Origin of the sequence: Nocardia sienata NBRC 100364, from assembly GCF_001613205.1 — a bacterium.
In the GTDB taxonomy this organism is placed as follows: domain Bacteria; phylum Actinomycetota; class Actinomycetes; order Mycobacteriales; family Mycobacteriaceae; genus Nocardia; species Nocardia sienata.
Window position 1 is genome coordinate 84,378 of sequence record NZ_BDBX01000021.1, and the last position, 21,163, is coordinate 105,540.

19 protein-coding genes and 1 tRNA gene are annotated in these 21,163 nt (G+C 67.9%); 9 read left to right on the forward strand and 11 right to left on the reverse strand.

Going from position 1 to position 21,163, the window contains the following annotated elements:
• Window positions 1-8 precede the first annotated feature (8 nt).
• On the reverse strand, window positions 9-2,819 hold the full coding sequence (aceE, locus tag NS4_RS13395; protein WP_245665384.1) for a pyruvate dehydrogenase (acetyl-transferring), homodimeric type: 2,811 nt from the start codon (window positions 2,817-2,819) through the stop codon (window positions 9-11).
• Between the two features lie 243 nt (window positions 2,820-3,062).
• On the opposite strand from aceE, the gene NS4_RS13400 reads away from it, so the two are divergent.
• From NS4_RS13400 to NS4_RS13420, 5 genes are all read left to right on the forward strand, one after another.
• Complete coding sequence (locus NS4_RS13400) at window positions 3,063-3,617, forward strand: Rv2240c family protein (protein ID WP_063059852.1); 555 nt, start codon at window positions 3,063-3,065, stop codon at window positions 3,615-3,617.
• 129 nt (window positions 3,618-3,746) lie between these two features.
• The gene (locus NS4_RS13405; RefSeq protein WP_063037586.1) at window positions 3,747-4,169 is read left to right on the forward strand and encodes a DUF3052 domain-containing protein; all 423 of its coding nucleotides are present in this window, start codon (window positions 3,747-3,749) and stop codon (window positions 4,167-4,169) included.
• A gap of 65 nt (window positions 4,170-4,234) precedes the next feature.
• A complete protein-coding gene (locus NS4_RS13410) occupies window positions 4,235-4,699 on the forward strand; it encodes a peroxiredoxin (protein ID WP_063059853.1) in 465 nt (154 codons plus the stop codon).
• 31 nt (window positions 4,700-4,730) lie between these two features.
• A tRNA-Val gene (locus NS4_RS13415) sits at window positions 4,731-4,805 on the forward strand.
• Window positions 4,806-4,843: 38 nt separating this feature from the next.
• On the forward strand, window positions 4,844-5,476 hold the full coding sequence (locus NS4_RS13420) for a DUF2332 family protein (RefSeq protein WP_084487187.1): 633 nt from the start codon (window positions 4,844-4,846) through the stop codon (window positions 5,474-5,476).
• On the opposite strand, the gene NS4_RS13425 is transcribed toward NS4_RS13420, so the two are convergent.
• The 7 genes from NS4_RS13425 to NS4_RS13460 form a co-directional block, all read right to left on the reverse strand.
• Window positions 5,473-6,720: an MFS transporter gene (locus NS4_RS13425; RefSeq protein WP_218020342.1), complete on the reverse strand. Its 1,248-nt coding sequence runs from the start codon at window positions 6,718-6,720 to the stop codon at window positions 5,473-5,475. The genes NS4_RS13420 and NS4_RS13425 overlap by 4 nt on opposite strands.
• A gap of 77 nt (window positions 6,721-6,797) precedes the next feature.
• Window positions 6,798-7,415, reverse strand: coding sequence for a TetR/AcrR family transcriptional regulator (locus tag NS4_RS13430; protein WP_063059855.1), 618 nt, complete (start codon window positions 7,413-7,415; stop codon window positions 6,798-6,800).
• A gap of 424 nt (window positions 7,416-7,839) precedes the next feature.
• Window positions 7,840-9,102 (reverse strand): cytochrome P450, encoded by a 1,263-nt coding sequence (locus tag NS4_RS13435; RefSeq protein ID WP_063059856.1) that lies wholly within the window; start codon window positions 9,100-9,102, stop codon window positions 7,840-7,842.
• Between the two features lie 532 nt (window positions 9,103-9,634).
• Window positions 9,635-10,168 carry a DUF3145 domain-containing protein gene (locus tag NS4_RS13445; protein ID WP_063059970.1) on the reverse strand — a complete coding sequence of 178 codons (534 nt, stop codon included), beginning with the start codon at window positions 10,166-10,168 and terminating at the stop codon, window positions 9,635-9,637.
• 95 nt (window positions 10,169-10,263) lie between these two features.
• On the reverse strand, window positions 10,264-11,094 hold the full coding sequence (locus NS4_RS13450; protein ID WP_063059858.1) for a serine hydrolase domain-containing protein: 831 nt from the start codon (window positions 11,092-11,094) through the stop codon (window positions 10,264-10,266).
• A 294-nt stretch (window positions 11,095-11,388) separates the two neighbouring features.
• A complete protein-coding gene (locus NS4_RS13455) occupies window positions 11,389-12,519 on the reverse strand; it encodes an NDMA-dependent alcohol dehydrogenase (protein ID WP_039823507.1) in 1,131 nt (376 codons plus the stop codon).
• 304 nt (window positions 12,520-12,823) lie between these two features.
• A complete protein-coding gene (locus tag NS4_RS13460) occupies window positions 12,824-13,888 on the reverse strand; it encodes a phosphotransferase family protein (protein ID WP_084487188.1) in 1,065 nt (354 codons plus the stop codon).
• A 79-nt stretch (window positions 13,889-13,967) separates the two neighbouring features.
• On the opposite strand from NS4_RS13460, the gene pabB reads away from it, so the two are divergent.
• A complete protein-coding gene (gene pabB, locus NS4_RS13465) occupies window positions 13,968-15,440 on the forward strand; it encodes an aminodeoxychorismate synthase component I (protein ID WP_084487189.1) in 1,473 nt (490 codons plus the stop codon).
• A 79-nt stretch (window positions 15,441-15,519) separates the two neighbouring features.
• The gene (locus tag NS4_RS13470) at window positions 15,520-15,909 is read left to right on the forward strand and encodes a hypothetical protein (protein WP_063059860.1); all 390 of its coding nucleotides are present in this window, start codon (window positions 15,520-15,522) and stop codon (window positions 15,907-15,909) included.
• A 4-nt stretch (window positions 15,910-15,913) separates the two neighbouring features.
• Here the strand turns inward: NS4_RS13470 and NS4_RS13475 are convergent, their stop codons facing one another.
• Window positions 15,914-16,399, reverse strand: a complete 486-nt coding sequence (locus NS4_RS13475; protein WP_063059861.1) for a hypothetical protein — start codon at window positions 16,397-16,399, stop codon at window positions 15,914-15,916.
• Between the two features lie 88 nt (window positions 16,400-16,487).
• Here NS4_RS13475 and NS4_RS13480 point away from each other — a divergent pair, with 88 nt between their 5' ends.
• Window positions 16,488-18,491: a TerD family protein gene (locus NS4_RS13480; RefSeq protein WP_063059971.1), complete on the forward strand. Its 2,004-nt coding sequence runs from the start codon at window positions 16,488-16,490 to the stop codon at window positions 18,489-18,491.
• Window positions 18,492-18,510: 19 nt separating this feature from the next.
• Here NS4_RS13480 and NS4_RS13485 read toward each other — a convergent pair whose 3' ends face one another.
• Both NS4_RS13485 and NS4_RS13490 read right to left on the reverse strand, forming a co-directional pair.
• The gene (locus NS4_RS13485; RefSeq protein WP_245665358.1) at window positions 18,511-19,956 is read right to left on the reverse strand and encodes a DUF1254 domain-containing protein; all 1,446 of its coding nucleotides are present in this window, start codon (window positions 19,954-19,956) and stop codon (window positions 18,511-18,513) included.
• Window positions 19,957-20,048: 92 nt separating this feature from the next.
• Window positions 20,049-20,342 carry a hypothetical protein gene (locus tag NS4_RS13490; RefSeq protein WP_039823503.1) on the reverse strand — a complete coding sequence of 98 codons (294 nt, stop codon included), beginning with the start codon at window positions 20,340-20,342 and terminating at the stop codon, window positions 20,049-20,051.
• A gap of 220 nt (window positions 20,343-20,562) precedes the next feature.
• Here NS4_RS13490 and NS4_RS13495 point away from each other — a divergent pair, with 220 nt between their 5' ends.
• Window positions 20,563-20,838: a hypothetical protein gene (locus NS4_RS13495; protein ID WP_030524066.1), complete on the forward strand. Its 276-nt coding sequence runs from the start codon at window positions 20,563-20,565 to the stop codon at window positions 20,836-20,838.
• Window positions 20,839-21,163: the final 325 nt, after the last annotated feature.

Consider the following 21,163-nt stretch of genomic DNA (forward strand, 5'->3'; position numbering starts at 1 on the left):
AACCGCCGTCACTCCGCGTCTCCGGCGCCGCCGGCGGTGAACTCCGGCGCAGCCGATACATCGTCGATGCGGTACCGGGCAGCGGCTTCGGCGGCCTTCTTCGGATCCAGCTTGCCGATCCGGCCCAGTCCCGCCAGGGCGGCGACCACGATGGATTCCGCGTCGACATTGAAGACCCGGCGCGCGGCGGGCCGGGTATCGGAGAACCCGAACCCGTCGGTGCCCAGGGTGGTGAAATCGCCCGGCACCCACTTGCGGATCTGGTCCGGCACCGCACGCATCCAGTCGGTGGCCGCCACGAACGGCCCCTCCGCTCCGGCCAGCGCCCGGGCCACGTAGGGCTGTCCCGGATCCTCACCCGGGTGGTGCAGCGCCTCGATCTCGAGTTCGAGGGCCTCCCGGCGCAGCTGACCCCAGGAGGTCACCGACCAGACGTCGGCGGCCACACCCCAGTGGTCGGCCAGCAGCTGCTGCGCCCGCAGACCATCGGGCACGGTGACACCGGAGACCATGATCTGCGCCCGGACATCCCCGGCGCCGCCCTTCTTGTACAGGTACAGGCCCTTGAGCAGACCGTCCACGTCGAGGCCCTCGGGTTCGGCGGGCTGCTGGTAGGGCTCGTTGTACAGGGTGAGGTAGTAGAAGATGTTCTCCCCGCCGAACCCGTCCACGCCCGGCGTACCGCCGTACATCCGGCGCAGGCCGTCGCGCACGATATGGGCGATCTCGAAGGAGAACGCCGGATCGTAGGAGACGACCGCGGGGTTGGTGGCCGCCAGCAGCAGCGAATGGCCGTCGTTGTGCTGCAGGCCCTCACCGGTCAGGGTGGTGCGGCCGGCCGTCGCGCCGAGGACGAAACCGCGGGCGAGCTGATCGGCCGCGGCCCACAGCCCGTCACCGGTGCGCTGGAACCCGAACATCGAATAGAAGATGTAGAGCGGGATCATCGGCTCGCCGTGGGTGGCGTAGGAGGTACCGACCGCGGTGAACGACGCGGTGGATCCCGCCTCGTTGATGCCCTCGTGCAGGATCTGCCCGACCGTGCTCTCCTTGTAGGCGAGCATCAGTTCCGCGTCGACCGAGGTGTAGAGCTGGCCGTTGCGGTTGTAGATCTTCAGCGAGGGGAACCACGAGTCCATACCGAAGGTGCGGGCCTCGTCCGGGATGATCGGCACGATGCGCTTACCGATCTCGGGGTCGCGCAGCAGCTCCTTCATCAGCCGCACCAGCGCCATGGTGGTGGCCACGTTCTGCTTGCCCGACCCCTTGCGCACCGATTTGTACGCCTCGTCACCGGGCAGCTTCAGCGGTGCGATATTCGTACGCCGCTCCGGCAGGAACCCGCCCAGGGCCTTGCGGCGATCCAGCATGTACTGGATCTCCTTGGTCTCCGGGCCCGGGTGGTAGTACGGGGGCAGGTACGGATCCTTCTCCAGCTCGGCATCGCTGATCGGGATCCGCTGCAGGTCGCGGAAGTCCTTGAGGTCCTGCAGGGTCAGCTTCTTCATCTGGTGGGTCGCGTTGCGGCCCTCGAAGTGCTTGCCCAGGGTGTAGCCCTTGATGGTCTTGGCCAGGATCACCGTCGGCTGGCCCTTGTGCTCCAGCGCCGCCGCGTAGGCCGCGTACACCTTGCGGTAGTCGTGACCGCCGCGCTTGAGGTTCCAGATCTCCTGATCCGACAGATCCTGCACCAGCGCCTTGGTGCGCGGGTCGCGGCCGAAGAAATGGTCGCGGACGTAGGCGCCGTCGTTGGCCTTGTAGGTCTGGTAGTCGCCGTCGGGCGTGGTGTTCATCAGGTTCACCAGCGCACCGTCGCGGTCGGCGCCCAGCAGCGCGTCCCACTCCCGGCCCCAGATCACCTTGATGACATTCCAGCCGGCGCCGCGGAAGAACGACTCCAACTCCTGGATGATCTTGCCGTTACCGCGGACCGGGCCGTCGAGGCGCTGCAGGTTGCAGTTCACCACGAAGGTCAGATTGTCCAGACCCTCCATGGCGGCCACATGGGCGAGGCCGCGCGATTCGGGCTCGTCCATCTCGCCGTCGCCGAGGAACGCCCATACGTGCTGCTCGGAGGTGTCCTTGATGCCGCGATCGTGCAGGTAGTGGTTGAACCGCGCCTGGTAGATGGCGTTCATCGGGCCCAGGCCCATCGACACCGTCGGGAATTCCCAGAAATCGCTCAGCAGCCGCGGATGCGGATACGACGGCAGGCCCTTACCGAGGCCGCCGTGGCTGTACTCCTGGCGGAAACCGTCGAGCTGATCGGTGCTCAGCCGGCCCTCGAGGAAGGCGCGAGCATAGATTCCGGGCGAGGCGTGACCCTGGATGAAGATCGAATCGCCGCCGCCGGGATGGTCCTTGCCGCGGAAGAAATGGTTGAAACCGACCTCGTAGAGCGCCGCCGAGGACGCGTAGGTCGAGATGTGCCCGCCGACGCCGATACCCGGGCGCTGCGCGCGGTGCACCATGATGGCCGCGTTCCAGCGGATCCAGGCCCGGAAGCGCCGCTCGGTCTCCTCGTCGCCGGGGAACCAGGGCTCGTTCTCGGTCGGGATGGTGTTGACGTAATCGGTCGACGTCAGCGAAGGAATGGAGACCCGCCGCTCACCGGCGCGTTCGAGCATCCGGAGCATCAGGTAGCGGGCGCGGCCGGGACCTTCGCGCTCGAGCATCTCGTCGAACGACTCGAGCCATTCGCTGGTCTCCTCCGGATCTATGTCCGGTAGGTAAGAGGCCACTCCTTCACGAATCACACGGACTCGGCCACCGGCGGGCGCGCCGTTGGCGTCGCGAGGGGTGGGAGCGGAACCCGGCACAGCGGATTCCGCCGGGACGCCAGAGTGGATCAGATCGGTCAAAACTGCTCCTCGTACAGGGGGTGGTCGAGCTGATGGCTGCGGTGACCCCGAGCGGCCCGCTGGTGTGCGGATCACTCGTGACGACTTTCACGGGCGCGCTCGCATCCTCGCGTGGCGCGTCCCACATCATCATGTCAGCCGCCGATCCAGTACCGTTCGACAGGCACGTCTCACTGCGGTTACCGAGGAGTCGGGAGGACGATGGAAGGGCTGGACCCGCGCCGGTTCGGGCTGGTCTGCGCCGCGACGGCCCTGGTGGCAGGCGCCGCCGTGGCCGGCTGCGCGCAGCAGGTCGAAGGAATCGCGACGCCGAACGCCGCCGAGGCGACCTCCTATCGGGAATACGCCTCGTCCTCGTCCGCCGCCGCCACCTCGTCGCAGATCGCGGCCGCCCGGGACAAGGCCATCTCCGACAACTGCACCCTCTTCCCAGGCACCACCGGGGTCGGGGTGAGCAAGTACAACGAGTTCGTCGACGCCCACGACAACGACGCCCCCGACTACGACGCCAAACGCGAAGGTGCCGTCACCGCACTCGAGGACGCCGCCAACCAGGTCGAAGGCGGAGTGAACACCGCGGGCGCGCAGTTGCCGGAGGAGCTGCGGACGAAGTTCATCGCCTACGTCGACTCCGCCCGGGCCCTCGCCCAGGCCACCCGGGACATGACCTACACCTCCCCCGTCGGACCGCTCAACGACGCCAGCAAGCGCGTCAACGACGCGCGCAACGCGGTACGCGATGCCTGCCCCAAGTAACCCGGATCGCCCGTCACCAGCGGTTTCGGACGACATAGAAAATTAGACCCACCCGATCGGCTTGCGTTAGGGCCGATAACCATGTTCGCTTGCAGATATCTGTAGTCGGGAGTTGAGGAGGACGCCACCGTGGTCGCCGCGGCGGACGATCAGAATTTCGCTCAGAAGCTTGGCATCACCCACGGAATGGTTGTCCAGGAGCTGGGCTGGGACGAGGACACCAACGACGACCTCCGGGCCGACGTCGAGGAGACCTCCGGCAGTGAACTGCTGGACGAGGACTCCGACGAGGTCATCGATGTCGTCCTGCTGTGGTGGCGGGACGGCGACGGGGACCTGGTCGACGAACTGATGGAGGCGATCGGCCCACTCGCCGACGACGGCTTCATCTGGGTGCTCACCCCCAAGACCGGTAACGCCGGCCATGTCGATCCCAGTGAGATCGCCGAGGCCGCACCCACCGCGGGGCTCACCCAGACCTCCGCCATCAAACTCGGTGAATGGTCCGCCAGCCGTCTGGTGCAGCCCAAGGCCCCCACCAAGCAGCGCTGAGCCGCCCATAGCTGTCCGCGCATCCCGCCACCGGGGTGCGCGCACCCGAGATTTGGAGGATCCCCATGCCCCTCGAGGTCGGTGCCCAGGCGCCGGAGTTCACCCTCAAGGACCAGAACAATCAGGAAGTCTCGCTGTCGGACTACCGCGGCGAGAAGAACGTCCTGATCGTGTTCTACCCGCTCGCGTTCACCGGCATCTGCCAGGGCGAGCTGTGCAAGGTCCGCGACGAACTGCCGCGGTTCCAGAACGACAACACCGAGATCCTCGCGATCTCCGTCGGCCCCCCGCCCACCCACAAGATCTGGGCGGCCGAACAGGGCTACACCTTCCCGCTGCTGTCGGACTTCTGGCCGCACGGCGCGGTGGCCCAGCAGTACGGCGTCTTCAACGACGTGACGGGTTTCGCCAACCGCGGCACCTTCGTCGTCGACCGCGAGGGAATCATCCGTTTCGCGGAGATGAACGGCCCCGGAGAGCCCCGTGACCAGGCGGCTTGGGAGAAAGCGCTCGCCGCGCTAGATTCATAGACCGTTCCCCCGGACACGCTCCGGGGGACCCGGGCGTATAGCTCAGCGGTAGAGCTCTGGTTTTACACACCAGCGGTCGGGGGTTCGAACCCCTCTGCGCCCACCAATATGAGCACAGCACAGAGGTACCTGTGATTCGCGGGAATCGAAGCGCACGGGTCCTCACCCAGCTATGAACTACTCGGTTCGGGCATAGCCGGCAACTCCGAGATCCTGGTGCTCATCGACCGGCTTCCGGAGCAGAAGCGGCAACCGAACCTCGTCTTGGCCGCGACCCGCCACCACGGTGGACCCCCCCACTCGTACTCGGCGTTGCGGACATGGATGCTCGACAACTGGTCCACCGTGGAACAGACCGCGCCCACCCGCTCCACCCGGACGAACGAAGCCGGCCGGGACGCAGTGCCGCTACCTCTGCTCGGGCTGATCGAGGGGCCGCTGTCTCTCATCGAGGTCGGCGCATCCGGCGGCCCGTGCCTCTACCCGGACCGCTACAGCTACCGCTACGACGAACACCAACAGATCGACCCGGCAGCGGGGCCGTCGCCGGTCCTGCCGGCCTGTGCCACCACCGGCAGCCCACCCCTACCCGAGAAGCTTCCCACCATCGCATACCGCGCCGGTATCGATCTCGACCCGCTCGACGTCGCCGACGACGGCATGGCCTGGTTCGACAGCCTCATCTGGCCCGAACACCACATCCGCATCTGCACTCGGCGCGTGGTGCGGTCACACCCGTCCGGACCACGACCTCGCGAAGGGCGACCGAACCCTTAGGCGTGCACGTACCGGTCCTGCTCCCGTTCGGCCCGCTCGGATTTCGCGCCATGGCGCAGGTACGGGGAGCGCAGGGCCGGCAGAATCGCGGCGACCGCGAGTACAGCGAGCACGATTCCGAGGACCAGCGGCGCCCGGAGTCCGTGGCCGGGCAGGAGGCTCGAACCGACGGCCGAGCCGAGGATCACGCCGAGTGTGATGAAGGAGGTGTGCACCGTGTTCACCAGGACCCCTGTGCCGCCCGCGCGCTGCACCCGCACGGCCATGGCCGGGTTCATCGTCACGCCGACGAGCCCGATCCCGAGCATGAACACCACCGCCGCGGGCTTGAAATCGGTCCAGGCGGCGAAACCGGTGAGGAACACGATATTGAGCAGTGTGCCGATCAGCAGCGTGGCGACGGTGTGGCGATCGGCGAAGCGGCCCACGACGGCATTGCCGACCACCGTCGCGGCACCGTAGGCCAGAAGCAGCAGGGGCACCGCGCTTTCGGCGAATCCGCTGATCCGGGTGAGTACCGGGGTGAGGAAGCTGAAGACGGAGAAGGTCGCGCCGATGATCAGCGTGCTGGAGACGAGAGCGAGCAGCAGTTGGGGGCGGCGGAAAGCGCGGAGTTCGGCGGCCGGTGACGCGGCAACTGTGTCGTCTCCGGCGCCCGGCCGGCCCGGGTCGCGGACGAAGGCCAGGGTGAGGGCGGCGGCGAACGCGGTGAGCACGGCCACCGTCCAGAAGGCCGCCTGCCAGCCGAGGCGGCCACCGATGAAGGTGGCCAGCGGCAGTCCGAGCAGGGTGCCCAGCATGAGTCCGCTCATCGCCACGGATACCGCGCGGCCCCGGAACTGTTCGTCGACCAGCCGCATGCACAGCGATACCGCGAGACCGAAGAATGCCTGGGCGGCGACACCGGTGACGATCCGGGCGACGACCATCACCGCGTACGAGGAGGCAAGGGCCGCCATGAGGTTTCCGGCGAGGAAGATCGCGAAGACGATCATGAGCGCGGGTTTCGGGGAAATCCGCAGCAGCGCCGCGACGAGTACCGGGCCGCCGAGCGCCATGGCGGCGGCGAAAACCGTGACCAGGTAGCCGATTCGGTCGATACCGGTGTGCAGGCTCTCGGCCAGTTGCGGCATCAGGCCGGCGACCGCGAATTCGCTGGTCACCATGGCGAAAATGCCTGCGGCCAGAACGTAGACGGCGGCCGGGACCGCGGCGGTGCGCGCGGCGGGGAGGGTCGGTGGCACGGGAAGCTCTCCTCGGTTCTGTAATGATCAGTACAAAATGTGGACACGAAAACGGCGGCGATCGGCTCATCAGCGGTTCAGTCGTTCCCCGGATCCGGCCGCAACGCCCGCAGGGTGGCCGTGATGATCTCCCCGGACCACGGGGCCGCGACCCGGCCCTGCGAGGAGATACGCAGACCGGCGATCGCCGAGTTCACGAACGCGGCAAGCCCTTCGGCGGAAACACTTCCGGTGACCTCCCCGGCGGCCTGACCCGCCCGCAGGACGGCGCTCAGCAGTTCCAGCCGGGCGGTGGTATCCCGGCCGATCCGCTCGACGTTCTTGACGTGCTCGGGATCGTCGGCCAGTTCGGCCACCGTGTTCACCGCCAGACAACCCCGCGGCGCCCCGGACCCGGCCCGTTCGACCTCCTCGGCCACGACCCGGCGCAACAGCACCTCGATACGTTCAACGGTGCCGAGCGAACTATCACCGATGATCTCCTCCGCGCGCGCCAGTGTGCTCTCCAGATAGGCATCGAGACACTGCGCGAAGAGTTCATCCTTGCTGCCGAAGGTGTTGTACAGACTGCTGCGCCCCAGCCCCGTCGCCCGGCAGAGATCCTCCGCACTGGTGGCATGCAGGCCGGCGCGCTGGAACTGACTCGTGGCGGCCGCGAGCACCTTCTCGTGTTCGAAGCTGCGAGGCCTGGCCATGCGCCGACCCTAACGCATTATGTAACGAAATGTCCATAACCTGTATGGCTCGGACACGCGATCGGCTCGGCCGACGACCCGACGCAGCCAGGTGACGTCGGCACTCTCGCTGTCGGCACGTTGGACTTCCAGGCCCTCGCCCGGTGGTGTTCGGCGCCTTCGGCAAACCTTTACGGCGCGACCAGTGGCGAAATCTCTGCGCATCACATCCGCCCACCGAACCGTCGACTAGCCAGAAGACAGCAGCTCGACAACATGCCCGAACCGAGGTGCCGACGCGCCCGCCCCGCACCACCTCGGCCCGCCGGAGTCGAACCGGACCGAGTGGGCCGCGAAGTATGGGCGGGCAGCGGGCCGGTGCACCCGGGCGGGCCGCTTAGGCCGGTCCACCGTGCGATGGACCGGATCTATCGTAGGCGTACCCTCACACGGCAATCGGCGGGATCGGGACGAATACAACGGGCAAGCAGGCCAGCGAGCGATGATAGGGCCCGGGCCGCCACTGCAGATCTTCGACGGGGACCGCCAATTCCATCTCGGGCAGCGCATCGAGCAGCTGATCTATCGCCGCGCGAGCGATGGTAGAGGAAAGATCCTTCGCCGGGCAGGTGTGGGGGCCGGCGCCCCAGGCGAGATGGGACCGATTCGCAGTGAAATCTCCGGAATGCACCGCGGAATCGTTGTTGCACGCGGACATGCTGATCAGCACAGGCTGATGCGCGGGTAGCCACACGCCGTCGATGAGAATCGGCTGCCGCGGATAGCTGAAACAGAAGTTCGCCAGCGGCGGATCAGTGAACAGCAACTCATCCAGCGCGTCGGCGGTCGAGAGACTGCCGCTGATCATTTCGCCGCCGAACCGGTCATCGGTCAGCATGAGTCGCAGGGTATTCAAGATGAGGTTGACCGTCGGTTCGATCCCCGCCCCGTAGATGACAACCAGTTGGTGGATCACCTCCTCCTGGGTCAATTCCGCGCTGTGCCTGATCATTCGAGTGGTGATGTCGTTGCCGGGCTCGGCGATCCTGTACATGGTCTGCTCGTACAGCGCCGATTCCAATATCGCGTTGCCCTCTTCGGCACCTGCGGAGGTATCGAAGATGCTGGCCATACCCTGCGCGACACGCGCCCCGATATCGGGCGAGCAGCCGACCAGAGTGTTGAGGACCTCGAAGACGAGAGGGTGCACGAACTGAGCGAGCAGATCGGCGTGTCCGGCGGCGCAGAAGCCGTTGATCAGTGGCACCGCGATCTTTTCGACCAACGCCTGGGTGGCGTGCAGGTCGATCCCGTTGATGGCGAATGTGTTGGCCGAGCGCAGCCGAGCATGAGCCGCTCCGGTGTTACGCAAGGCATTCGGCCGCCACTGCAACATCGGCCGCACGGGACAGTCGAGCGGCACATTCGCCTCCCAGGCCCGAGGGTCCGCCGGGAAGTGCTCCGGGTCGTGCAGTATTCGCTTCGCGGTCTCGTAATCGACCACGAGAGTGGCCGGAACACCCGGTGCGATCTCCACGGGAACCAGCGATCCGTAGCGGGCTCTCAGCTCCCGGTATACGCGCTGGGGGTCCGCGGCGAATTCCTTGGTGTATATGGCTACTCGCGGCTCATCACCATCGATCACCGAATTGGGTGCGATCGGGCGGCCGTCATAGGAAGACAGAGGCGTTTCCAGCGGCTGAGACATGGGCACAGGAAGACTCCAGGTGTTTCAACAGTGACAAACGAAATGTGACGCGGGGGTTGCCGACCTGGACTCAGGACCGGCCGGCGCGGGACACGCTGGCAAGGCAGGTGTCGTTGTTCCTCATACCGCCGGACACAGGTTGATGACGACGACTGCCGGTGATCGCCGCAGCAGGGCTCGGTAGTCGATTCGACACGCGCCCGGGACTGCCGCCACGGTACATCGGACGACCTCCCGGCTCATGCGCTCCCTCGGTCGAAGCGATTGCGATCCGCTGGCAGAGATTCACCGTGATCGCACCCTCTCCCGGGGAAGGGCGAACACTCGGCAACATGGTACCGACCGGCATCGAAGCCCGCAGCGAAAACCGTGACCGAGCCCGCCGAGTTTGTGGAGACCCGCGCCGGAGCCACCGTGGCCTGCCGGTTCGCCACTCGGATCGCCGGCGCGGTACGACAAGCTCGGTGCGCCGGACCGGGCACCGCCGTCGCCGGTATCGGTCCCCGGCCGGGATGGGCGATTTTCCGGGCTCTCAGCCGACGTCGCGGCGCAGCCAGGTGATCTCGGCGCCCTCGCTGCCGGTCCGGTAGACCTCCAGATCCTCGTCCCAGGCCGTCCCCAGCGCCCGATCCAGTTCGCCGGCCAGATCGAACCCGCCGAACCGGCCCAGTTCACGATCAGCCTGCAACAGGACCCGCAGGCGCATCTCCCCCACCATCACATCCCCGTTGGCGCTGGTGGAGCCGTGCCACAGGCCCAGCGACGGCACGAAACTGTACCGCTCCCCATCGACCCCCTCGCTGGGATCCTCGGTCACCTCGAAACGCAGGACCGGCCAGGAACGCAGCGACTGGGCGATACGGGAGGCGGTACCGGCCGGGCCGAACCATTCGATCGTCGCCCGGAGCTGGCCGGGGGCGGCCGGCTGCGCCGTCCAGCGCAGCGAGGCCGGAGCGCCGAGAGCGGCCGCGAGCGCCCATTCGATATGCGGGCACAGCGCGGCGGGCGACGAGTGGATGTACACCACACCCGCCGTTGTCTCCGCGTATCGGGACGATCCGCGCACCACGTACACCTCCGGTTTCGACGATGCTCGTCTTCCCCAACGGTCCGTCGAAAAGGCGTTGCCCGAGTGTACTCGAGTGCCCGGTGTTACACGTGTTACTTCACTTCCGTGTTGCGCGCGAGTGTTGCCTGCGCGATGACCGAATCACTGAACGGAGGCCATACTTCGCGCGACCAGTCGCCGAAATTCTCGTCGCTCAAGGCCACACACGCCACGCCGGGGCGCGGATCGACCCACAGGAACGTCCCGGACTGCCCGAAATGACCGAAGGTCTCGGGGGAATTCGTCGACCCGGTCCAGTGCGGCGACTTCCCGTCTTTGATCTCGAAGCCCAGGCCCCAATCATTGGGCCGCTGCGAGCCGAAGCCCGGCAGGACACCGTCGCTGCCCGGGAACTGGACGCTGGTGGCCTCGGCGAGGGTCCGCGCCGAGATCAGGCGCGGTTCGAGAAGTTCGGCGGCGAAAAGCAACAGGTCGGCGAGGGTGGAATTCGCGCCGTGCCCGGCCGAACCCGTCAATTCCGAATCGACCATGCCCAGCGGTTCGAAGACGCCCTCGCGCAAGTACTCCGGAAAAGGGATACCGGTGTGTTCGGTGACCGCATCGGCCAGCAGTTCGAAACCGGCGCTGGAATAGATCCGCTTGGCGCCGGGCCGAGCCAGGATATCGGTGGTGTCGAAGGCCACGCCGGAGGTATGGGCCAGCAGATGCCGGACGGTCGCACCGGGCGGCCCGGCGGGCTGATCGAGCTCGATCGCCCCCTCCTCCACTGCGACCAGCGCCGCGTAGGCGGCCAGGGGTTTGGTGACCGACGCCAGGCGGTAGACCCGGTCGGTTTCACCGGCCGACCAGCGCCCGTCTCGGGTGATCACACCCGCCGCGGCATGCCTGACCGGCCATTCCTGGATCTGCTCGAGTGCGCGCACACCCCGAGGTTACGAGACGGAACCGGAGCCGTGGAACCCGGCCGAACAGTTACCGGAGAGCAGGGGGATGCCGCCGCGCGCCGACGGTCGGTCCGGGCGCCGCAAATGCGCTGCGGCGGAGCAGATCACCAGCTCGTACGCCCTTGCGGGTCGCGCGGATCGGCTCGTCCCCGGCCGCCGCGGCGCCCGGGAACGAGGAAATCAGGTGCGGAAATCAGAGCGCCGCAGCGGGCGAGCACCGGGTGGGCCGGTGAGGGGTCGGCCCACCCGGGAACGCGCGGGTACGCTCGCCGATCAGCGGTCGGCGTCGGTGTACTTGATGATGCCGCGGATGTTCTTGCCGTCCAGCATGTCCTTGTAGCCCTGGTTCACGTCTTCCAGGGAGTAGCTGCGGGTGACCATATCGTCCAGGTTCAGCTGGCCGGCCTTGTACATGGACAGCAGACGGGGAATGTCCTGACGGGCGTTGCCGCCACCGAAGATGCAGCCCTTGACCGTCTTCTGGAGCATGCAGAGCAGGAAGTTGTTCATCTTCACGTCGGCGGCGTCCATCCGGCCCATGGAGGTGACGACCAGGGTGCCCGCCTTCGCGGTGAGGATCAGACCCTCTTCGATGTACTCGCCCTGCATCTCACCCATGGTGAGAATGACCTTGTCGGCCATTCGGCCCTCGGTCGCCTCCATGAGCGGCATGATCGCCTCGGCCATGCTGGCGTAGGTGTGGGTGGCGCCGAACTTCTTGGCCTGTTCCAGTTTCCACGGGTTCGGGTCGATGGCGACGACCTTCTGCGCCCCGGAGAGCACCGCGCCCTGCAGCGCGCTCATCCCGACGCCGCCGATGCCGACGATGGCCGCGGTATCGCCGGGCATCACATTGGCGACATGGGTGGAGGAGCCGAATCCGGTGGGCACACCGCAGCCGACCAGGCAGGCGACCTCGAACGGGATCTCGGGGTCGATCTTGACCACCGAGCTGTAGTGCACCGTCATATACGGCGAGAACGTGCCGAGCAGGCACATCGGGATGACATCCTTGCCGCGGGCCTGGATGCGGTAGCTGCCGTCGCTGATGGACTGCCCGGACAGCAGGCCCATCCCGAGATCACAGAGGGCCATGTTCCCCGATACGCACGCCGGACAGCGGCCACAGGCGGGGATGAACGACAGCACCACGTGATCGCCGACGGCGAGGTCGGGCGGGGTGCCGGGGCCCAGTTTGGTGATGACGCCCGCGCCTTCGTGGCCGCCCATGGCCGGGAACGACGGCATCGGGGTGGCACCGGTGACCATGTGATGGTCCGAATGGCACATTCCGGCGGTTTCCAGCTGGATCTGCACCTCACCGGCGCGGGGGTCACCGAGTTCGATTTCCTCGACCGACCACGGTTCGTCGATCCCCCACAGGATCGCGCCCTTCGTCTTCATTCGTGTCCGACCTCTCGCATGCGCGGGCTTTCATGTGACGGCCTCCACACTACGATACGAACTGGAACACGTTCTAGTGGTTTGGCGAAGATTTTCCCGACAGAACTGGTCGAGCGACCATTGCACCGCGGCCGGCGGTGGACACCCACCGCCGGCCGCCTGCCGAACAACAACCGAATCGTCCGCTTCCACCGCTGATACCCGCGGGCCGCAGCCTACCGACGGCCCTGCCGCGATACTGCTCGGCCCAGTCCGGAGGAAGCGACAGCGCACGCCGAACACGCCGTATTTATGAAACCTGTTCTCACTCCATGATTCCGCGTGCCCGCGCGAAGAGTTCGAGCGTGTTCGCGTGCAGGAACTCACCGACCCGCTTGGGCGCCTTGCCCGCGAAGGACCGCGCGTAGGTGCCCTCGAGCACGATGCCGAGTTTGAAGCAGGCCAGCACCGTGTACCAGGTGACCGCACTCAGGTCCCGGTCGGAGAACTTGCCGTAGTGCTCGACCATCTCCGCGCTCGTCGGCAGCGAACCGGCCTCGCCGAGCTTGCCGATCAACGCCGCCCCGGAGGTGCCCGGTTCGGGCCGGGTCGCGATCTGCCAGCCGAGATCCAGCAGCGGATCGCCGATGGTGGACATCTCCCAGTCGACCAGGGCCGCGACCTCGGGCCGCTCATAGGAGAACATGATGTTCGCCAGATGGCAGTCGCCGTGCAGGATGCCGGGGGTCCATTCGGCCGGACGGTGGCGTTCCAGCCAGTCCGCGACCGCGTCCAGACCCGGGATCTGCGGGCCGGGGTATCCCTCGTTCGCCGAGTACGACTCCAGTTCGTGGGTCCAGCGGCCGACCTGCCGTTCCAGGAACCCTTCGGGTTTGCCGTAGTCGTCCAGGCCCAGCGCCCGGTAGTCCAGCGCACCGAGCCGGGCAATGGCCTCCACCGCCGACAGGCCCATCTGCCGACGGGCCTCGGGGTCCTCGGCGAAGGGGGCGGGCAACTCGGTCTGCGGGTTGAAGCCCTCGATCGGCTCCATCAGGTAGAAGACCGCGCCCAGCACCGATTCGTCGGGTTCGGCGGCGATCACCCGCGGGGCGCGGACATCGGTATCGGCCAGCGCGCCCAGCAGCCGCGCCTCCCGGCGGATCACCTCGTTGCTCTTCGGGCGCAGATGCGCCGGACCGCGGCGCAGGACGTAGTCGCGACCGCCCCGGGTGAAACGCAGCATGATGTTCTGCGTGCCGCCGCCGAGCGCCTTCACCTCCTGGAACTCACCGCCGGTGAGCCCCCGCTCGTCCATCCAGTTCCCGACCACGGTGAAGTCGACGTGCTCACGATCCACGCCTACCGGCTGCGCAACAGACATGCCTGACATTGTGCCCCACCCGCCCGGATGAACTGCGGGCAACCGACAACAGTTCGATACCCGCCCGCGGCGTAGGGTTCGGGCCACGATGTCTTTCTCCGTGATCCTCCAGCACCGCGTACTCGAGCGGGCCGTCGATACCGAGGCGGCCTTCCTGCGGCTGTACGGCACCTCGTCCGCCGCCTTCTGGCTCGACAGCGAGCACGTGGAACCGGGGTTGGACCGCTTCTCGTTCCTCGGCGACGCCTCCGGCCCTCTGGCCGAAGTGATCGGCTACCGGGTCGGCGGCGGTACGGTCACCGTGCGCACAGCCGACGGCGGCGTCCGCGAGGAACGGGGCACCATCCTGGACTATCTGGCCGAAGCGCTGCGGACCAGATCGGTCCCGCTGCCGGAGGACTTCCCGTTCGATTTCGCGGGGGGCTATGTCGGGTACCTGGGTTACGAGGTCAAGGCCGATTGCGGCGGGTCCGCCGCGCACCGCGCCCCGGCGCCCGACGCCCAGTGGATCTTCGCCGACCGGGTGGTGGTCGTCGACCATCTCGCCGGCCGCACGTATCTGCTCGCGCTGGCCGACGATCCCGGCCGCGCCGCGGCCCAGACCTGGCTGCGCACCACCGCGGCGATCCTGGAGACACTGCCGGTCTGGTCGAACCCGCCCCCGATCACCACGGCGGGCGATACCGCCGGCCTCGCGAAACATCTGGTCCGCGGCCGGGCGCGCTACCTGCGCGATATCGCCGACTGCGGGGCCGCGCTGCGGGCCGGCGAATCGTACGAGATCACGCTGACCGACCAGCTCGTCTTTCCCGCTGCTTCCGGCGGACTGGCCGTCTACCGCACGCTGCGCCGGGCCAATCCCGCGCCCTATTCCGCCTACCTGCGTTTCGGCGATCTGGAGATCGCCTGCTCCTCACCCGAGCGCTTCCTGAAGATCGACCGTGATCGGACGGTCGAGACGAAACCGATCAAGGGCACCGCCCGCCGCGACCCCGACCCGATCGTGGACGACCAACTGCGCCGCGCGCTGACCGAGGACCCGAAGACCCGGGCCGAGAACGTGATGATCGTGGACCTGCTGCGCAACGATCTGGGGCGGGTCTGCGAGATCGGCAGTGTGCGGGTTCGCGAACTGCTGGCCACCGAGACCTACTCGACTCTGCACCAGCTCGTTTCGACCGTACGCGGCACCCTGCGGGCCGATACCGGGGTCATCGACTGCCTGCGCGCCTGCTTCCCGGGGGGTTCCATGACGGGGGCGCCCAAGATCCGCACCATGCAGATCATCGACTCCCTCGAAACCCGGGCGCGCGGGGTGTATTCGGGGACGATCGGGTTCCTGGGGCTGGGCGGCACGGCCGACCTCAATATCGTCATCCGCACCGCGGTGCGCTACGCGGGGACCTGGCAGATCGGTGCCGGTGGAGCCATCGTGCTGGACTCGGTGGCCGAGGCGGAATACGACGAGATGCTGCTGAAGGCCGCGGCGGTGTACCGGGCCCTGGCCACCGGTCCGGTCGCCGCCGACGCGCAGGCCACCGAGGTCACCGCGGCCGGATGAGTGCCGCGGCCGGCCGAGAAGTATTGCGGGCCATCGGAAACGAGCGCCCCGATCCGGCGAACAGCGCGACAATGGAGCGATGGCACAGCTCTGGGTGAGAACACATGGTGGGGACTGGCTTCGGGCCGACCAGATCATCGAGATCGGCACGGAATCGGTGCGTGAACGCGGCCCACACGACGGGCCGGGCGCCGTCGAGGTCGTCGCCCGGCTGGCGGTGGCGACCGGCAGCGGGCAATGGGACTACGACCGGGGCAGCGGCACCGTCGGACCCAGTGTCCGGGTCCTGGGACGGTACCCCAGCGGGGAGGCCGCCGAACGGATCGCCGACCAGCTGGTGCTGATCCTGCTCAGTGCGAACAAGAACGCGCAGATCACCTTCGACGACGCCGGGATACAGGTACGTCCCGTCCATGATCGCACCGCTCACGACACTCCTTACAACGGCCGGGCGCTCGACTCGGCCTGAGCGCTCAGGGCCGGCGCCGGGACCGCTTCTTCGGTTCGGGTTCCGGCTCCGGAGATTCGGCCGCGGTGAAACCGGCCATCCGGCCGAGCCGACCGACACCGGGCAACCGGGCCAGCGCGCCGAACAGATCCTCCCCCAGCGCGATCATCGCCTCCAGCCGCGGCAGCAGCCGGTCGTAGGCGGCGAACGCGGGGTCGGCGAGAGCCAGGGTGCGGTCGAGCCGGTCGATCGTGGCATTGAGCCGGTCGATGGCATTGGACAGGTTCTCCAGCACATCGGGCAGTTGCGCCGCGAGCTGCGCCGAGGCCGGTGGCAGCCGTACCGCGGCGTCGAAGGCCTGACCGGCGGTCAGCTGGGCGGCCTCCAAGGCCTGCCCGGCCGCGGACTGCGCGGCATCCACCGCGGTCTGCGCGGCGGCGAGCACATCGGCGGGTGTGGGAACCCGCCGGGCGCCCGGCCTCTTGTCCCCCGGCTGCCCCGGATCGGTCATGCGACAACTCTGCCGCATCGATCTCGAAAACCGCTACGACCTGCGCACCTGCGGGCGTGTCGGCAGCACATGGCATAGTTCGACGACGATGGAACTGAGCAAGGGCGCCAATACGCCGATACCGACATCGCTTCTGGCCGTGGTGATTTCCTGGCAGTCGGACCATACGGTGGACGCGCACGCCCTGCTGCTGGGCAGCGACGGTGCGGTGCGCGGTGACCGGGATCTGGTCTTCTACAACGCGCCCCGCCACATCTCCCAGGCCGTCACCCTCGACCAGGACCCCGATCCGGGCACGGCGCGGCTGAGCGTTTCGCTACCGCGCACCGAGTCCGAGGTGGATCGCATCGTGGTGTCGGGCTCGCTCGAGGAGGGGACCTTCACCGACCTCGGCGAGGTCACGCTCACGGTTTTCGCGGTCGACGGCCCGGTCGCGGTGTTCACCGTCGACGATTCGGAATCGGTGTCGGCCATGATGTTCGGCGAGTTCTACCGCCGGGACGACGGCTGGCGGTTCCGGGCGGTCGGACAGGGCTGGGCTGCCGGGATGGCCGGCCTGATCACCGAGTTCGGCATCCAGGTCGACGAAGGTCCCGCGGCACGACAGCCCACCCCGCCGGCGCCCCGCGGCGTAAGCCCGGCCCGGACGGTCGCCGAGGACCCCACGGAACTACTGCGACCGGCCGCGTCCCCGGCCGGGGACCGCAGTACCGCGGTTCTCGACCGCCCCGCCGAACCCGGGCGTCGCCGCACCGGCGTCGCGGCCGACGACCCACCCCGCGCCGGTGACCGGGCGAACCCCCACCGTGGCCCGGACCCGGCCGGTGCCACCGCGAACGGCTCCCGCACCGCATCCCCCGGCACACATCCGGGCAACGCCCACTACCGCCTCGACGAGAACCCACCCCCCGCGGCTCCCGCCGCGCCCTGGGACCGTTTCACCGAACCGCAATCCACCCGGCGACTGCCCGGCACGGTCACACTGCGCCGGGGAGCCACCACCGAACCGGTGCGGCTGCCTCCGCCTCCCGAACCCGACCGCGCCGACTGGTACCGCGACCCCGAGGATCCGGCGCGCCTGCGCTGGTGGGACGGGGAACGCTGGACCACCGACCGGCGTCCGGCCACACGACCGCACGCCCACGACTGCGACCGTTGCGGCGCGCGCCGGCGGCGCCGGGTCTTCGGGGGACATCACCCGTGTTCGTCCTGTGCCACCGAGACCGAGGAATTCCTCATCCACTGGCACACCCGGGCGGCCCGGTTGCTCACCTCCTCCGGGCCGCGCGGCCCGGAATGGGAGGCGCTGTGGGCTTCCCTGCGCTATCAGCGCATCGACGCGGCCGCGGCACGCGCCGCGTTGCAGCCCGTGGCGCTGCAGTATGTGGAGCGCCGGGTCGCCTTCGCCTTCGCCGACGGGCAGATCACCGCCGAGGAGTACGACGAAGTCGAATCCGCCGTCACCGAGCTCGGCCTGAGCGGTCCCCTGATCGATGAGCTGCGGTCGCGGATGGCACGCGGACGCGCCCTGTCGCGGTTGCGCGAGGGCGATCTGCCCGCGATCACCGCCCCGGATCTGCACCTGGACGCCGAGGAACTGGTCTACCTGGATATCGACGCGACCCATATCCGGGAGCTGGCCCGCGGACCCAAGCACACCGACGGCCGGTTGATCGTGAGCACCAAGAAGCTGCGTTTCGTGGGCGCGGGGACGGGCGTCGAGCTGCCGTGGTCGCGGATCGTCTCGGTGGCCGCCGAATACGACGCCGTGGTGGTCGCGGCGACATCGGCGCGCGGCGGTGCCACCTTCGCCGTCGCCGACCCGGAGTATCTCGCGGCCGCGCTGGAGGGCGCGCTGCGCATTGCGAAACGACTGGTCCTGGCCCCGGGCCAACGGGATTCACGCAGTATCCCGCAGGAGGTGAAGGCCGAGGTGTGGCAGCGCGACGGCGGACGCTGCGTGGAATGCGGGGACAGCCACTATCTGGAATTCGATCACGTGATCCCGCTCAGCCGCGGTGGCGCCACCAGCGCGGCCAACCTGCAGATCCTGTGCCGCGGCTGTAATCGCACCAAAGGGGCCAATATCTGATCGCGCGGCGGCCGGAAGACTAGGGCACCAGCGGCGGCGGCGACCAGTTGCCCTCCAGCACCCGGGATTCCGGCTCATACATCCGCATGATCAGGGAGAACTGGCCCTGTTCGGGAATCGGCAGCCAGTTGGACCGCGGCACCCCGGGGCCGGGGTCGGCGGCCTGCACCGCGAACTCCAGCGCACCATCGGGTGCGTACCGCGGTGCCACCGGATGCCCGATGGTGTGCAGGTCCGCCGGATTCTGCACCAGGTAGGCATCGGCCCCGTAGGCGGTGATCGACCAGAACGCTTTCACCGGGGGCGTTTGACCGGGTTCGAACCGCAGGGTGAACTCCCGCGGGTCACCGTTCTCGTCGGCCTCGTCGAACAGTGCGGGATAGAGCGCGGCCTCGGCGATATTCGCGCCGATACCCCTCCTGGCGGTCGTGGCCCGCAGCAGATAGTTGGTGCCGTACCGGCCGACGTTCAGGGCCACAACCCACCCGTCGCGCAACCGGGACGCCGGATCGACGTAGGCCGTTATCTTCTTCTGCGCCGCGTCGACGCCCGCGTCGAGTTCGCCGGTGCTCACGCCTTCCGGGGACCCGCCCGGGCGGATGCCGATGGTGGCGAACCGCCGCATCGCCGGTTCGTCCTCCGGCGCCGGCGGATTGTCCTGCATCAACTCGCACAACCGGTCGAAGTATTCGCGCGACGACATCGCGGCGACCGAATCGCGGCCCACCGGTTCCGACCAGTCCTGGTTACCCGGTATCGACTCCGATTCCGTGGCCGCCCGGGTGTCCCAGGCGCTCAGTGGCGCCAGCCGGAGCTGGGCCTGCAGCGCGCGGACAGCGGGAACGTCCTCGCTACCGCGTACCTCGATCCGCCCGTAGAGCCAGGCATCCGCGGTCGGCACCGAGACATGCACCACACCGGCCGGGAGTTCCCCGGCCCAGCCCGGCCCCGTGACCGCGTAGGTATAGGGCGGCACCGCGCCGGGCTCGGCCTCCGGTCGCATACTGCTCGGCGTGGACACCGTATTGGTCCATGCGTCGAGAACCTGCATGACCCAGTACCGATCCCGGACCTCCGGCACCTCGAACAGCACCGGTTCCTTGCGGAGATCCAGCCAGGCCACCGAATACAGGTTGTCCAGGTCGATCCGGACCACCGTGCGCTGACTCGCGGGAGGCAGCGCGGAGGTGTGCTGGAACCGATTCGTGGATCCGTAGTCCAGCGCCCGCCGGCGGAACGTATCGAGCAGGATCATCGAGTAACCGAAGACATAGGCGTCGGCCGCCACCTCCCGCCGGGCGGCCGGGGTGCCCGACGGCGGAATCTCGGTACCGGAGTCCTCACCCCCACAGGCCGCCAAACCGGTGACAGCAACGAGGCCCAGCATCGACCGCCGGGTCATGCGGAACCGGTCCGCCACCGGCTGCCTCATGTCTCCGGTTGTCGCGGCGGGCACTTCGCGCATTCGCACTCTCCCTGCTCATCGCTGTCGACGGACTGCGAGCAGGATACGCGGAGATAGCTGAAACGTAGCGGATGCGGTCGGCGCGGCCGAGCTCAGATGGCGAGAACCGTGTTCATGATGGTGCCCGCGCTGGTGGCGACGACACCGCCGATCATGGCACCGGCCACCATCTTCGGGGACTCCATACCGCTACCGGACCACTTCTCCCAGGCGAACTTGGCACCCGCGAAGATGATGCTGACCGTGCCCGACAGGATGGCCAACCAGGTGCCGTACCGGACGAACTGATCGATTTTGTCCGCCAGGGGTGGCGGTTCCGGGGTGGGGTCGCTGACCTGCGCGTATACCGATACTGCGTCCACAACCGACGCCGCGATGCTGCTCACCGTCTACTCCCTCACCGATAACGTCCGGGGCGCACGGCCCTTCCTCCATCATCCAGACCGATACCGGTGCGACGCAAGTTCTTGCCGCGCAGCCACTTTCACGCTATAACCGCTGGTGACCCGAACACCTGCCCGGACCTGGGATTACTGCATACCACCCGGCGAGCGGTTACGATGCGTTAGCGTTCCCGCCCACCCCGAAACCAGAGTGAGCTGCGAGATGATACTGGCCGCCGTGACCGATACGCTGGCGCAAATCGGTAATCCCACACCCGAAGCACCCCCCATCTCGGATAAATTCCTGCAACTGGTCAGGTATCTCACCTGGTTCGTGCTGCTCGCCGGAATCTGCGCGATCATCTACGCCGGCGGCAAGTTCGCCTGGGAGAAATGGTCCGGCGGCGGTCTGGAATCCCCGAAGATGGTGGCCGGTGCCATGATCGGTGGTGTCATCGCGACCAGCGCGGGCACGATCATGAACGCCGTGATCGGCTGACGCGCCGCGTTCGGCTCGGCCCCGGGTGGTCTCGTCCGGATCGACGCCCGGCGCCCGCGGGTTCGCCTCGATGACCGCACCCCGCCACGCGGCCGGACCGCGTTCGACTCCGTAGTAGTCGGCATGCATCGGCGCGTCCTCGACATATCCACGACCGAGGCGTACACGCACCACCACCGTGCAGTCGAAGTACACGGATCCAAGCGCGGTGCCGTTCGGCCAGTGCGTCGGCGGCGGCGCTCCCGGGACGACTCCCACGCGATACCCGGACCGGGTCCGCTTGTAGTTTTCGGACCCGCGCGGTACCCGCTTCCGGTCCTCGGCG

Coding starts and splice junctions, on each gene's coding strand:
- NS4_RS13480 (WP_063059971.1), top strand. CDS start 16,488: ATGGAACTGAGCAAGGGCGCCAATACGCCGATACCGACATCGCTTCTG.
- pabB (WP_084487189.1), top strand. CDS start 13,968: ATGTCTTTCTCCGTGATCCTCCAGCACCGCGTACTCGAGCGGGCCGTC.
- NS4_RS13435 (WP_063059856.1), bottom strand. CDS start 9,102: ATGTCTCAGCCGCTGGAAACGCCTCTGTCTTCCTATGACGGCCGCCCG.
- NS4_RS13460 (WP_084487188.1), bottom strand. CDS start 13,888: ATGTCAGGCATGTCTGTTGCGCAGCCGGTAGGCGTGGATCGTGAGCAC.
- NS4_RS13470 (WP_063059860.1), top strand. CDS start 15,520: ATGGCACAGCTCTGGGTGAGAACACATGGTGGGGACTGGCTTCGGGCC.
- NS4_RS13495 (WP_030524066.1), top strand. CDS start 20,563: ATGATACTGGCCGCCGTGACCGATACGCTGGCGCAAATCGGTAATCCC.
- NS4_RS13485 (WP_245665358.1), bottom strand. CDS start 19,956: ATGCGCGAAGTGCCCGCCGCGACAACCGGAGACATGAGGCAGCCGGTG.
- NS4_RS13400 (WP_063059852.1), top strand. CDS start 3,063: ATGGAAGGGCTGGACCCGCGCCGGTTCGGGCTGGTCTGCGCCGCGACG.
- NS4_RS13455 (WP_039823507.1), bottom strand. CDS start 12,519: ATGAAGACGAAGGGCGCGATCCTGTGGGGGATCGACGAACCGTGGTCG.
- NS4_RS13430 (WP_063059855.1), bottom strand. CDS start 7,415: ATGGCCAGGCCTCGCAGCTTCGAACACGAGAAGGTGCTCGCGGCCGCC.
- NS4_RS13475 (WP_063059861.1), bottom strand. CDS start 16,399: ATGACCGATCCGGGGCAGCCGGGGGACAAGAGGCCGGGCGCCCGGCGG.
- NS4_RS13410 (WP_063059853.1), top strand. CDS start 4,235: ATGCCCCTCGAGGTCGGTGCCCAGGCGCCGGAGTTCACCCTCAAGGAC.